We start from the raw sequence: 14,335 nt of genomic DNA on the forward strand, positions 1-14,335 counted from the left end.
ACAAGATTTGCTCAAGATCAATAGCAATCACTGCCTAATTATAGCTCATTATTGACCGTTAAATAGATGTCATCGTCAATGTATAAGCATGACCGCCACTTTGCAGGGTTAGCGTGGTTTTACCATCTTGCTCTGTCAATTCGCCAATCTCGATTAAATGATAAAATACATTGCGACCAATAAGTGCCGTCAATCCATTTCGAACCAACATATAAGGACGCATTTGTACCTCAGATGTTAGTTGTTGGTTTTCCTCTCCGTGACTATTATGAACAGCATCCATATCATTAGAGTGATCATTTCTATTTTCATTACCCTCCACATTAACAGAGTCATAAGGACGTAAAAAAATAGGATGCTCATCATCTAAGCGTACGACATCACCCGTTGTCGTGGTAAATTCAAGCCAACTATTGGTGTCTTCGTTGACGATACCGACATCATTGATTAGTAGTGGCGCATCTTCCACTTGGATACGCAATTTCTGTACGGGCGTCTTTAGAAAATACTCAGTCACGCCTTCTTTTTCTTCTTTCCATAAGATAGTGGCAAACAGACTGACTAATGACTCTCGGGTCATGTGTCCGCCTTCATGCCACCACTCGCCATTGGCTTTGATGACCAAGTCCATATCATCGATTTGTTCAGGATGCCAATTTTCTAGTGGCGGTATGGCACGTCCTTCACGTGTCCCTGCCGCAGACTTTAAATATTGGCTCAAATTGTCTATAGTATTTAGCTCAGACAGCTTGTCATTAGAGGTTTCAGCATCTTTTACAGTCGTGGCATCGATATCTTTATTATTATCTGTCATCGTACAATCCTTCACGTAGTAATCAAAGTTTGGCAAATCTGTTATTACTATAAATTTTAGTTTCGGGTATGATAAGACAATATCGTCATTGTACCCCCACCGTCTTAATCTTACCTTAACACTGATGTTGTGAAATGCGTATCGTGTTTGTGGGACTTTTCTTTTATAATAAGTAACGATTTTTTATTTGAACTAGTCTGGTGGGCGTTGTACTAACGACACATTTTACGTTATGTTTTGAAGGTTTTTAAAAACACTTTCATCGTAACGTCGTCAACTGATACCGTAAAGACCCTTTTTATCGGGCAGCCATATGTCTGAGTAAAGTTAGCGCCACAAGCCTTATTATTCAATTGTTAAGCTAATGATGCCCTGAGATAAGCCACTACAAGTTTAGGAGTAGGTATGCAAGAGCAAGACAATCAATCGCCAGTTATTGATGGTGATACTGTAAATATCGACACGCCAATCGTGACAGACACAGCAAATTCAGAGCCAGCAGTGGTAACACCAGAAGTGCTCGCTGAAGAAACGCCCGTTATTGTAGATACGCAAGCCGTTGAGCCAGTTGCTGAAACGATCGTTGTCGACAAAGCGCCAGAACCTGTTGCAGCAGAACCTGAAGTAGAACGTGAGTCAATGGAATTTGATGTCATTATCGTTGGTGGTGGACCTGCCGGACTTTCAGCTGCCATCCGTCTACGTCAGCTTGCCATCGCAGCAGGTAACGATGAGTTCATGGTTTGTGTGGTCGAAAAAGGCTCAGAGTTTGGCGCTCATACTCTCTCTGGTGCGGTCATGGAAACACGCGCTTTGGATGAGTTGATTCCAGATTGGAAAGAAAAAGGCGCACCGCTAAACGTTCCTGCAATTGAAGATCGCGTCTATATGCTGGGTTCAGCGACCAAATCTATCAAATTAATGGATTCGGTCATTCCTGCCAGCATGCATAACCAAGGCAACTATATTGTCTCATTAGGCAACGTCGTTCGTTGGTTGGCTCAACAAGCTGAAGAGCTAGAAGTCATGATGTTCCCAGGCTTCCCCGCTGATGAAATCTTATATAATGATGATGGTTCAGTTAAAGGCGTATTGACAGGCGACATGGGTGTGGCTGCCAGTGGCGAAGCGAAACATAGCTTTGAGCCAGGTTATGAGCTGCTTGCTAAATATACTATATTTACCGAAGGTAGCCGTGGTCACTTAGGCAAGCGCTTGATCAGTCGTTTTAATCTTGATAAAGACTGTGACCCCCAACACTATGGTATTGGTCTAAAAGAGCTATGGGATATTGATCCTGCTAAGCATGAAGAAGGTGTGGTCATGCATGGTTCAGGTTGGCCTTTAACTGACACTGGTTCAACTGGAGGCTGGTGGTTGTATTTCGCTGAAAACAATCAAGTAAGCTTTGGTCTTGTTATTGATCTCTCCTATTCTAATCCATATATGTCGCCATTTGATGAGATGCAGCGTCTAAAACTACACCCGCTTATTCGTAATGTTCTAGAAGGCGGTAAACGTATATCTTACGGCGCACGCTCGTTAACTAAAGGCGGTTTAAACTCCTTGCCAAAATTTACCTTCTCAGGTGGTGTATTAGCTGGTGATGACGCAGGTTTCTTAAATCCTGCCAAAATCAAAGGTACTCATACTTCAATGAAGTCAGGGATGCTAGCGGCTGAGGCGATTTTCGAAGCCTTGCAAGAAGGTCGTCAACATGATGAAGTGCTGGCTTATACTACGATGTTTGAAGAGTCTTGGTTGTATAAAGACAACTATGAAGCACGTAACTTTGCTCCTGCTATGCACCGTATGGGTCAATGGATGGGCGGCGCGTTTACCTTTTTAGAGCAAAATCTGATGGGTGGCAAAATGCCTTTGACCATTCATGACAATAAAAAAGATTATGATCAGCTTGAGCGTGCGGCTCATGCCTATCAGCCAACCTATGCAAAACCGGACGGCAAATTGGTATTTGATAAATTATCGTCAGTATTTATCTCAAATACCAACCATACTGAAGATCAACCAGTACATTTAAAATTAACTGATCCAACAGTGCCTGTCACTATCAACTTACCACTCTATGCTGAGCCAGCGCGTTTATACTGCCCAGCTGGTGTTTATGAGATTGTAAAAGACGCGGAAGGTGCTAAATTTGTCATCAATGCACAAAACTGTGTCCATTGCAAAACTTGTGATATCAAAGACCCTTCACAGAACATCACGTGGGTAACGCCAGAAGGCGGCGGCGGTCCTAACTATCCAAATATGTAAATTGTTATTTATATATTTTTTAGATGGTTATTATTTAAAATAAGCTACAAAAAAATCGCTCTCAGAAGGGCGATTTTTTGTTATAGGTATATTTAATCGCTGTATATCTAGGATTTCAGCTTAATCTGTCCACGCATCACGATTGGCTTCATCTTTTAGTTTCACAAAATCATCAGGATTAAACTTGATTTGATCAGCAGTTTTGCCCTCTTTAATCTGACGCTCATAGTCACGTAATATTCTAAGTGCTACTGGCGACAAGATGATAATAGCCACTAAGTTGACCAATGCCATCAGACCCATGGATAAATCGGCAAAGTTCCAAATAGCTGGCAGGCTGGCCACAGCACCGATAAATACCATGCCCAAGACCATAAAGCGGAATATCATAATCATCACTTTGGCATTTTTTTCGCCAGAGATAAATTCAAGATTCGATTCACCATAGCTATAGTTTGCAATGATAGAGGTGAATGAGAAAAAGAAGATGGCAATCGCGACGAAAATTACACCCATATCACCTACATATTGCGACAATGCTAGCTGTGTTAACTGAATACCTTCTTGCTCAACACTAGGATCAACCACGCCAGAGAGAATAATAATTGAAGCTGTCGCTGTACAGATAACTAATGTGTCCAAAAACACACCCAACATTTGCATAAAACCTTGCACTGCCGGATGATCAGGATGGCTTTTTGCAGTCGCTGCGGCATTAGGTGCTGAACCCATACCTGCTTCGTTCGAAAATAGACCACGCTTAATACCATTAATCATCGCTTGCGCAATACCATAACCAATCACACCACCTGCTGCTTGTTCAAAGCCAAATGCTGACTTTACAATCAAAGCAATCGCCGCTGGAAATTCGCTAAAATTGGTCAAGATGACATAGAGTGCCAGCAGAATATAAAGAATCGCCATCACTGGTACAACTTTGCCAGCAATACGGGCAACAGAGCGTAATCCACCAAATACTACTGGTGCGACTAGCACTACTAATATCAAGCCGGTCATCCAAGTTGGAATACCAAACGCCTCATTAGTCGCCTGTGCAATGGTATTGGATTGCACACCATTGAACGCCAAGCCAAAAGCGACCAGCAAACATAGTGAGAAAAATACGGCAAGCCAGCGTTTACCCAAACCCTTTTCGATATAGTAAGCCGGTCCACCGCGGTAGACATTATCGTTATGCGGCACTTTGTATGCTTGCGCAAGGGTTGACTCGATAAAGCTGGTCGACATACCCACAATCGCTGTCATCCACATCCAAAATACAGCACCCGGTCCACCCAAATAGATGGCAATTGCCACCCCTGCTAGATTCCCCGTCCCTACTCGCGCAGCAAGTGATGTCATCAGTGCTTCAAATGAGCTGATACCACCATCTTTACGCCCTTGATTTGATACTCGTAATAACTGCCACATATGACCAAAATGACGAAACTGAATAAAGCGGGTCGCCACGGTAAAATATAGACCTGCACCAATTAAGACGAACATCAGCAGTCCATACCATGGATTGCTGGCAATCAACCAATCATTATTACCCCAAATGATACTCACACCATAGTTTACGATGCTATTAAACCAACCTGCTACGCCTTCGTTCATACTATATCCCCTTCACTAACATTCTATACTTTTAGCATATGTTATAAATTGATGTAACTAATGGCTTTTTATGATGTTTCGTTCTCTCTTTGCTTATTGATCATCATTACCTATTTGAGCAATAAAATGACAAGGAAATCACGTATATCATATGGCGGTATTTTAACTGACTATAGACAATTTAGCTGTTTTTATGCTTTTTTTTAATTATTGATTATTTATAAACTTTTGCTTAGTAATAAGCTAATAGGAATAAAATAATAATTATTATTTATAGTTTATGAAAAAATTTTATACCTAATCAATAGTTATGATATTGAAATTATATTGATGTCATGCTTATTCATAATAAAAATAGTTATTTATATAACCGTTATTTTTAAAATAAATGCCGTTTTTTGGTTTTATCAATTAATCTAACGAATATAACAAATCCTTAATACAACTAAGGTCTTAGTATACTATTGTCTCAGAGTTATGATATCTATTGGCTTCTACTAACATAAGTTAGTTATAGTTTCTACAAGACACATATTTAGTTACATAAAGTAAATAAAATTTATTTATTGTTAAATAAGTCAATATTGTATATATTCCTAATAAGTTTATAAAAGCTGCTTGCAATACTTATCGGCATGAATGTATTTCTAATTATTAAAATAATGTCATCGGGAAGATGATAATAATAAGACAGAGGATTGTCAGCGAGTACCGACCCCTCCTCTTTACACATCATTATTCCATATAATAAATTTAATCGACTGTCTCAATATCTATTGTTAAATGATTAGATTTTGAGCGACTAACCTCGACTCTTATCCTTTAACTTTTATAACAGTCATATCGAGTAATTTATCCTCGGTGTCTGTATCGTTTACACTGGAAAAGTTGGTTCATATTTTGATAATGTTGGGTTACTTATCCTGATTGATCGCTCTGCTTTAGTCTTTCATCTACCGTTTTTATGGTTGTAAGACACTGTTTTCACAATAAGATAAACACTAAAGCCCAGGGACTTGTCAGACTCAGATCAGTGACCTTGTTTTTATGTTAGGCAAAAGGAGTTGTCCTATGGAGAACCACAACGATTCATCAGGTTATTGGCGCGCCAATCTCCGTCTCATTAAAGTCAGCCTCGTCATTTGGGCTTTAGTCTCTTATGGTTTTGGCATCTTGCTACGTCCATTATTGTCAGGTATTAGAATAGGTGGTACTGATATAAGCTTTTGGTTTGCACAACAAGGTGCTCTTATCGTATTTATCGCCCTCATCTTTTTCTATGCATGGCGCATGAATAAACTAGATAAACAATATGGTGTAGACGAGGAATAGCCCTATGAGTCAATTTACGATTAATATCATTTTTGTAGGTCTGTCCTTCGCTTTATACTTCGGTATCGCTTGGTGGGCACGTGCAGGTTCGACCAGTGAGTTCTATGTTGCTGGCGGCGGTGTACATCCTGTTGTTAACGGTATGGCAACTGCCGCTGACTGGATGAGTGCAGCGTCATTTATCTCGATGGCTGGTATTATCGCCACGGGTGGTTATGCTGCATCAACTTATTTAATGGGTTGGACGGGTGGTTATGTTCTACTCGCCATGCTCTTAGCACCTTACCTACGTAAATTCGGTAAATTCACAGTTCCTGATTTTATCGGCGACCGCTTTTATTCTAAAACCGCTGCTATGATTGCCGTTGTTTGTTTGATTATCGCATCAACCACTTATGTTATCGGTCAGATGACCGGTGCTGGTGTGGCATTCTCACGCTTCTTAGAAGTTGACAGTACCACTGGTCTGATTATTGCGGCTGTTGTTGTATTCTTCTACGCCGTACTTGGTGGTATGAAAGGGATTACCTACACGCAGGTTGCGCAGTATGTGGTTCTTATGATTGCCTATACGATTCCTGCCGTCTTTATCTCACTTGAGTTGACGGGTAATCCAATTCCAGGTCTTGGTTTGTTCTCAAACCATGTTGAATCAGGCATTCCTATCCTAACCAAGCTTGACCAAATCGTCGTAGACTTAGGCTTTACCGCTTATACCGCTGACGTACCGAACAAGCTAAATATGGTGCTATTTACGTTATCACTGATGATTGGTACCGCGGGTCTACCTCACGTTATTATTCGCTTTTTCACGGTTCCTAAAGTTGCGGATGCGCGTTGGACAGCTGGTTGGACGTTGGTATTTATCGCGCTCCTATACTTCACTGCCCCAGCAGTAGGTGCAATGGCGCGTCTAAATCTAATCAATACTGTTTATCCACAAGGTGTTGACGCTCCTGCTATCGAATATGATCAACGTCCAGATTGGATGAGAACATGGGAAGAAACCGGTCTTATTAAGTATAACGATTTAAATAACGACGGTCGTATCCAGTTGTATAGTGATAGTGGACTTGGTGCAGCAGAGCTAGCATTGGCTGCCGCTACTACTGATGGCGGCGATGTTGCTGCTGCAACGACTACCGTTGAAAAAGCAAAAGCGGAACATGCTTTAGAGCGTGATGGTGTGTTTGTTGATAGAGGTTGGGCAGGTAACGAGCTGGATGTCAACGCTGACATCTTAGTATTGGCTAACCCAGAAATCGCACAGCTACCAGGTTGGGTTATTGGTCTTATCGCCGCAGGTGGTTTGGCAGCAGCGCTATCTACAGCAGCTGGTCTACTCCTCGCCATCTCATCAGCGATCAGTCATGATTTAATTAAACGTAACCTTAATCCAAATATCACTGATGCAGGCGAGCTAAAAGTCGCACGTATCACGATGGCTATTGCGCTTGTGGTTGCTACCTACTTAGGTATTAATCCACCAGGATTTGCTGCACAGGTCGTTGCATTAGCCTTTGGTATTGCTGGTGCCTCACTGTTCCCTGCATTGATGATGGGTATTTTCTCTAAACGTATTAACAACTTGGGCGCCATCGCTGGTATGCTCACAGGTTTGATTAGCATCTTAGTTTATATCTTCATCTTTAAAGGCTGGTTCTTCGTTACAGGTACAGCAAACTTCCCTGATACTGAAGAGTACTGGTTGTTTGGTATCTCACCATTATCATTTGGTGTGATTGGTGCCTTGCTTAACTTTATCGTAGCATTCGCAGTGTCTTATGCGACTGCGCCACCACCAGCACACATTCAAGAATTGGTTGAAAGTGTACGTTCTCCACGTGGCGCTGGTGCTGCAGTAGATCACTAAGCTTCGATATAAGCTAGCAAATGAAGTGCAAATGACGTATGATTTTTTACAATAACATATCACTCACAGGCAGCAGCTGCTTGTGAGTGATTTTTTTATCCCAATCTGATCATGGGATATTTTTTACATACTATTCGTCCAATCATGATAATTTTACTCACCCCCCTTAAAAGTAAAAATAATGAGAAAGTTAAGCATGAGTGCCATGATAAATGTGCTTAAAAAGGCTGTACACATGATTTTATTTTTAATAATTGATATGAAATGCGCTGATTGCGTTAAGGAAAAGTCTTATGCTTTTTGAGTTTATCGCAACCATAGCGGCTGGGTTTGGTCTAGCTGGGATAGCACTAGTTATCACTCACCTCAGCAAACTTGCAGGTAAGAAAGCGCCAAGATGGCTTATTCCATTATTTGGTGCGATAGGTATTTTTGGCTTCCAAATAAGTCAAGAATATAGCTGGTTTGGTCAACAGCTTGCACAGCTTCCTGAAGGCGTTCATGTCGTCAAAAAAGTTGAAGAAGGTACGTGGTTTCGTCCATGGTCGTACGTTAAACCACAGACGTTACGCTTTATAGCGGCTGATAGCGGACACGCTCGTGCTAACGCTGATAACCCAGAGGTTTACTTGGTCAATCTGTATTTGTTTGAGAGACGTAGAAGTGTACAGCAAGTACCGCAAGTGATCGACTGTGCCGCCCCTGCTCGTGCAGACTATGTACTACAAGAAAAAAACAGTAAGTTAAGTATTGATGAGCATGTGAAACAAACGACTGCTTGGCGTCCATTAGAAAAAAATGATCCGCTATATATCCATGTTTGTATTAATAAAAAATAACTCAATCATTGAAGCCACTGTTAGCTGACTTATCGTTATCTTTATGAATTATTAAAAAGTCTGTCGAAATATATTTGCCGAAAAATAAGGCTAATAACGATTATTCACTTTCGTATAAGCATGTTTAGAATTGGCACCCAACAACAATCCGGCGCATAGACCACCAAAATGCGCCGCAAATGAGATACCTTGCTGCGGTATCAAACCTTGTTTGATCGTCAGCCAATAACCCGTACCCATCACAATGCAAGCAAGTAAATAGCCCCAACGCCTAGCGAACACTGCCCCACCTATCATAAACCCAAGCATCGCAAAACACAGCCCTGAAGCGCCGATATGAATCGTCAGTGGTGAAGCTATTATCCAAGTCATTATACCTGAGGCGATGATAAGCTTAAGAATAGTACGATAAGCGTTATTTTCAAATAAACCAAATAAGAACAAAATCTGCATCAGTGTCAGAGAATTTCCCACTAGATGTGAGAAATTACCATGCATCGTCCATGAGGCAAATACCCCTATCATACTGCCAATATCCAATGTTCTTGGTACGATACCAAAAATATTCCATAGACCAAAAAATACGGTGTCATTAAGAAAAAACATCACCCACATTGGTATCAGTACAAAAGCATATAGACCAAATACTTGCTTAATGCGTACGATTACAAGCGTTGCCAATTGCTGCCACTTCATCTACTGTTTTATCCTTTTTATCTTGTTAAACGCATGTTAATGACTGGTAGATAAAATCGTCGTTTCTACGGGTTTAAAAGATAGCGATGACGCATCTTTATTGGCAGTTAATATACTACTGGCGTGTAATAGTGAGGTTGAATGATAAGGCACTAGCGCTGTTGGTACAAAGCTACGAGCCGCATCGATATGCTTAACTGAATCATCAAAGAAAATATGCGGCGCAAATGTTTTAAGTACTGAAGTCTTTTCAAGCCCTCCTAGAAAAAACGCCATATCAATATCTACGCCCCAATTACGCAATGTTTTTATCGCTCGTAAGTCAGCTGGGGCATTGCGAGCCGTCACCAAGGCTATTTTCATCGGACAAGAATGCAGGCTTGCTGGCAGACGCTCTTGCATTTTGGACAGCTTAATCAATAACTCTGCATAAGGACCTTTTTCTATCGGTAAATCGCGCATTTTGGCTTCACGGTCATGAAAAGCTTGTAACCCTTTTTGCTTATAAAGCAGCTCTCCTGAATCATCAAATAACACTGCATCACCATCGAAGGCAATACGCAACTGCTTGGTATCCAACTCATAAGTATTGACTGGCGTAGCATCCAATATCGCACAGGCACAGATATCTGCATCTGCAACCTGCTGCGCATCTTCAAGATTGGTCGTCAAAAACAAATCTACATTAAAATCTTTGATATAAGGCGCAATAGGGCTGCCAGATATAAAGGCTGAACGCGAAATGGTTAACCCATGTTCACGTATTGCATTAAGGACTTGAATACCTGTATCAGGACTACTCTTTGAGACAATGACCACTTCTACCAAGGGTGCATTGACACCGTCATTCTTATTGTCACAATCATGACAATAATGATTTAAATTCAATAGTGCTTTAATCAGCGGATAACCTGCGCCAATGGTTAACGGGTCATTTTCACGCTCAGCCATATAGTTGCGGAACTCTTTAACGGCATCGCGGGGACGCTGCTGTAAAAGCGATATGAGATGATTCTCAGACTCTGACAAATCAAATAAAGCGGTTGCAGAAATCGCGACTATGAGCGTGTTACTAAAATCGACAGCCATAAATGTTTACTTCTATTCTAAATATTCAAAATGGTAGCGTTTTATTTTACTACATATATAGGCAAGCCGTGTGGCTACTCCTGCTAATCACAACAATCCTCAATATATTTTTTTATGACAAAAAAAAGACTGCAATCGCAGTCTTTTTTAGGTTTCAATCAACACTTAGCTAATATCAGTACCATCATTAATAACAAAGCTTACAATCATAATGACATGATATTTACTGATTTTTCCATCAGTAACCCCTACTTTTTGCTCTTTTATCCAAGCGCCTTCAACATTGTTGACGGTCTTAGAAATCCGCTCAATACCTTGTTGAATAGCATCTTCAAAACTGCTTTCAGAGGTACTACTGATCTCGATATTCTTAGCAATAGTCATAGTATTTCTCGCATCCATGTGATTCTAAAATGAGTGTGTTAAGACAAGCTTATCGTAGAGATGCTGTTTCAAAGCGATGTCTCTCAATTATTCTAGCGTTATACATAGTACGCAACAATGCTCCAGTGTTATTTTATGTAGGAATTAACTTAGTAGCACTAAAGATATCGCTGGAAACGCGACCAAAATGACTAAGCGAATCAAGTCAGAGACAATAAAGGGCATCACCCCCTTGAACATATCGGAAAGCTTAATATGTGGTGCCATTGCCTTAATCACAAAGATATTCATACCCATAGGCGGCGTGATTAATCCAAGCTCTACGGTTAATACTGCAATAATACCAAACCAAACCGGATCATAACCTAACGCAACAATGATTGGGAACACCACCGGAATCGTAATCACCAACATCGCTAGGGCATCCATGAACAAGCCTAACAGAAAGTACATAATCAAAATGCAGATCAATACTATCATTGGGCTAACTGCCAATGAACCAATCCACGTCGCCAAACTATAAGACAAGCGCGATACTGAGATAAAATAGCCTAGCGCTTCAGCACCAAGTAACATAAAGAAGACCACTGCAGAGAGGGCAAGCGTCTCAATTAATGATTGCTTAAGCCCCGTCATTCGCATGCCTTTGGCAAAAGCATAAGCCCATGATACAAAAGCACCAACTGCCGCGCCCTCTGTTGGGGTAAATAACCCAAAGAAAATACCGGCAATAATCACAATAAAAATAAAGCTAAAGGGAATAAGGCCGGTTAGGGAGATGAGCTTTTGTTTCCAAGAAGTAGGCTCTCCGCGCTGGGCCAAATGCGGCTTCCAGCGCACCATGATCATGACCGTGATTGAATACATCACCATGCCAAGCATCCCCGGCAAGAAACCAGCGATAAACATATCACCGACAGACTGCTGGGTTAGGATGGCATAAACCAGCAGTGCAATACTGGGCGGAATCATGATCCCCAAAGTACCACCAGCGGCTAAAATACCGCAGGCAAAGCCTGGCTGATAACCGTACTTCTCCATTTGTGGCAATGCTACTTTGGTCATGGTAGACGCAGTCGCCAATGATGACCCTGAAATGGATGCAAAGATACCGGATGAACCAATACCAGCAATACCTAGACTACCCCTAACACCACCAAAGATAGTTCGAGTAGCATCAAATAACTTCCCCGCCATACCAGAATGAGAAGCAAAGACACCCATAAGTATGAACAATGGAATAGCACTAAAATCATATTTCGCTAAAACATCAACAGGTAAGTCTTTGAGCATCTGCACAGCACCAATCGGTGCTGTCACGGCACCAAAGCCAACCAAACCAACACCAAGCATCGCAAGTGCAACAGGAACACGCAGCATGACCATCGCAATCATACATAACAAACCAATGGCACCAATAATTTCTGGACTCATGCGCCTGTCTCCTCAGCGTCAAAGAACTCGCCTGTTTTAAAGATGTTGATGGATTCGATCAATGAGCGAATGGCAAGTAAAACGCTTAAGAAGGCACTAATAGCGTAAATGGGCATCATAGATATTCGAAGGTCTTGGGTGACTTTGCCGTACTCTATTGCATCAAAAGCGCTTTCATAGAGACCCCATGCGAACACGATACCAATGATAAAGAACCCCATCATAAAGGTGCCCATCATGTAACCTTTAACGGCTTTTGACATCTTTTGTGTGAATACATCGACAATAATTTGTGAGCGTTCAACAAAAGCAGCAAAAGCACCAAGTAAAGCAAAGAGCATGAAGTAAGAGACAATCTCAACACTGCCTTTGACCGTAAATCCAAACTCACCACCGGTGAGCTTGAATACATAGCGGGCAATAACATCTAGCATGGTGGTCAGTACAATGATAATGAGACTGATACCACCAATGAATTGACATAACCTTGAAATGAGGATGCTCAGTTTAACTAAAAATACCATGCGAAACTCCTTTAGGTTAGACCTTACAGGCTGCACTGGCGGCTTTTGCTTTAGCATAAACGCCATCTGCATCTAGACCTAGCGCTTTAACATCAGCAAGATATTTATTGGTGCCTTTCTCAAGCGGTCCTTTCCAGTTAGGATCATTCAATGGATCAGGGATTTCAACGATTTCATCACCTTTTTTCCTAGCTGCTTCTATTGCCATATCATCATGTTTATCAAATACTTCACCAACCTTATTGGCAAGCGCCATACCTGAATTTTTATCCAGTACCTTTTTCAAATCATCCGGTAAACTCTCATATTTATCTTTATTCATAGTCACCATAAGCGCTGAACTATAAAAAGGAATATTGGTATGGTATTTGGTAATTTCGTCAATTTTAAAGGCGGTAACAGCTTCCCATGGAAAACTTAAACCATCAACGACGCCGCGTTGTAAAGAAGTATACATGTCATTGGCAGGCAAACCGACTGGTGAGGCACCCGCACTTTCAATAATGTCGCCAGCAACCGCAGAAGGACGACGAATACGCATACCTTTCATATCTTCAGGTGTACGAATTAATTTGTTCGTTGTATGCAACGCACCCGGTCCAGCACCATACATAAACAACATATGCGTATCTTCATATTCACCAGCTAAAGTACCATCTTCGTATAGAGTTTGGAGCATACAACCCATCTGAGTCGCTGAGTTTGATAAACCAGGAAGCTCAGTAATCTGAGTTAAAGGAAAGCGACCATTGGTATAGCCGTGTGCTTGTGAGCCAATATCTATCGTGCCTTTGGCAGCAGATTCATAAGTAACGTCTGCTTTAGCAAGACCAGCTGAAGGATATAACTCTACTTTTAAACGACCATTAGAATCTGCTTCTATTTGCTTAGCCCAAGGTTCAAAGACCTCTGTACTGATAGATGAGGTTGCTGGCCAAAAATGAGAAAAGCGCAATGTGGTTGTTTCTTGAGAAGTTGCTGCAGAAGCATCAGTACTATCAGAAGCTTGATTAGAACAACCTAGAAGGCTAATAGCTGCTAATGCACCTATTGAAAAAAGAGGAGCTAACTTCATTATCAATTCCTTTTGATAACCATGGATAGGGTATGAGTATTTACTAATAAGTTAATTATAAGGTCAATTTCCGTATAGACTCTATAAATGCTTTTAATTAACTAAAGTTGAAATACTCTTTAAAATTAGCAGCTATAACGATATAAGTCAAATCATTTTAAATGAATAACAAGTAATATATTGAATATAAGGTATAGCGATTTTCATAACAGAAAAAGCTTATTTGAGCCTTTCAACTACAAATAAACCCACCCCCAACCAAACTCCAGCCAAAAGAAAACCCCCAACGAATTAACGTTGGGGGTTATCTAGGAATAGAGAGCTGACGATGACCTACTCTCACATGGGCGAACCACACTACCATTGGCGCGACGATGTTTC

At 41.1% G+C, this 14,335-nt stretch carries 12 protein-coding genes; 4 read left to right on the top strand and 8 right to left on the bottom strand.

Annotated features, from left to right (window positions below):
• Window positions 1-58: 58 nt before the first annotated feature.
• On the bottom strand, window positions 59-814 hold the full coding sequence (locus JMX89_RS10105) for a DUF1285 domain-containing protein (RefSeq protein WP_201531997.1): 756 nt from the start codon (window positions 812-814) through the stop codon (window positions 59-61).
• Window positions 815-1,453: 639 nt separating this feature from the next.
• On the opposite strand from JMX89_RS10105, the gene JMX89_RS10110 reads away from it, so the two are divergent.
• A complete protein-coding gene (locus JMX89_RS10110; protein WP_201531998.1) occupies window positions 1,454-3,091 on the top strand; it encodes an electron transfer flavoprotein-ubiquinone oxidoreductase in 1,638 nt (545 codons plus the stop codon).
• 120 nt (window positions 3,092-3,211) lie between these two features.
• Here JMX89_RS10110 and JMX89_RS10115 read toward each other — a convergent pair whose 3' ends face one another.
• Complete coding sequence (locus JMX89_RS10115; protein ID WP_011514562.1) at window positions 3,212-4,708, bottom strand: alanine/glycine:cation symporter family protein; 1,497 nt, start codon at window positions 4,706-4,708, stop codon at window positions 3,212-3,214.
• Window positions 4,709-5,779: 1,071 nt separating this feature from the next.
• Here JMX89_RS10115 and JMX89_RS10120 point away from each other — a divergent pair.
• The 3 genes from JMX89_RS10120 to JMX89_RS10130 all read left to right on the top strand — a co-directional run bounded on the left by JMX89_RS10120 (window position 5,780) and on the right by JMX89_RS10130 (window position 8,752).
• Window positions 5,780-6,040 (top strand): DUF4212 domain-containing protein, encoded by a 261-nt coding sequence (locus JMX89_RS10120; protein WP_011514563.1) that lies wholly within the window; start codon window positions 5,780-5,782, stop codon window positions 6,038-6,040.
• Window positions 6,041-6,044: 4 nt separating this feature from the next.
• A complete protein-coding gene (locus JMX89_RS10125; protein WP_201532540.1) occupies window positions 6,045-7,913 on the top strand; it encodes a sodium:solute symporter family protein in 1,869 nt (622 codons plus the stop codon).
• Window positions 7,914-8,206: 293 nt separating this feature from the next.
• Window positions 8,207-8,752, top strand: coding sequence for a hypothetical protein (locus JMX89_RS10130; protein ID WP_201532539.1), 546 nt, complete (start codon window positions 8,207-8,209; stop codon window positions 8,750-8,752).
• A 90-nt stretch (window positions 8,753-8,842) separates the two neighbouring features.
• Here the strand turns inward: JMX89_RS10130 and JMX89_RS10135 are convergent, their stop codons facing one another.
• The 6 genes from JMX89_RS10135 to JMX89_RS10160 all read right to left on the bottom strand — a co-directional run bounded on the left by JMX89_RS10135 (window position 8,843) and on the right by JMX89_RS10160 (window position 13,954).
• On the bottom strand, window positions 8,843-9,448 hold the full coding sequence (locus tag JMX89_RS10135; protein ID WP_020444371.1) for a rhomboid family intramembrane serine protease: 606 nt from the start codon (window positions 9,446-9,448) through the stop codon (window positions 8,843-8,845).
• A gap of 36 nt (window positions 9,449-9,484) precedes the next feature.
• Window positions 9,485-10,537, bottom strand: coding sequence for a 5'-nucleotidase (locus JMX89_RS10140; protein WP_201532538.1), 1,053 nt, complete (start codon window positions 10,535-10,537; stop codon window positions 9,485-9,487).
• A gap of 165 nt (window positions 10,538-10,702) precedes the next feature.
• Window positions 10,703-10,921 (bottom strand): dodecin family protein, encoded by a 219-nt coding sequence (locus JMX89_RS10145; RefSeq protein ID WP_041753268.1) that lies wholly within the window; start codon window positions 10,919-10,921, stop codon window positions 10,703-10,705.
• Between the two features lie 144 nt (window positions 10,922-11,065).
• Window positions 11,066-12,355 carry a TRAP transporter large permease gene (locus JMX89_RS10150; RefSeq protein ID WP_181210867.1) on the bottom strand — a complete coding sequence of 430 codons (1,290 nt, stop codon included), beginning with the start codon at window positions 12,353-12,355 and terminating at the stop codon, window positions 11,066-11,068.
• A complete protein-coding gene (locus JMX89_RS10155; protein ID WP_011514570.1) occupies window positions 12,352-12,879 on the bottom strand; it encodes a TRAP transporter small permease in 528 nt (175 codons plus the stop codon). Before JMX89_RS10155 ends, JMX89_RS10150 begins: the two co-directional genes overlap by 4 nt.
• 16 nt (window positions 12,880-12,895) lie before the next feature.
• Entirely contained in the window at window positions 12,896-13,954 is a 1,059-nt protein-coding gene (locus JMX89_RS10160) for a TRAP transporter substrate-binding protein (protein WP_020444375.1), read from the bottom strand.
• Between the last annotated feature and the right edge of the window lie 381 nt (window positions 13,955-14,335).

The sequence above is a fragment of the Psychrobacter sp. DD43 genome (assembly GCF_904846555.1).
Lineage (GTDB): Bacteria > Pseudomonadota > Gammaproteobacteria > Pseudomonadales > Moraxellaceae > Psychrobacter > Psychrobacter cryohalolentis.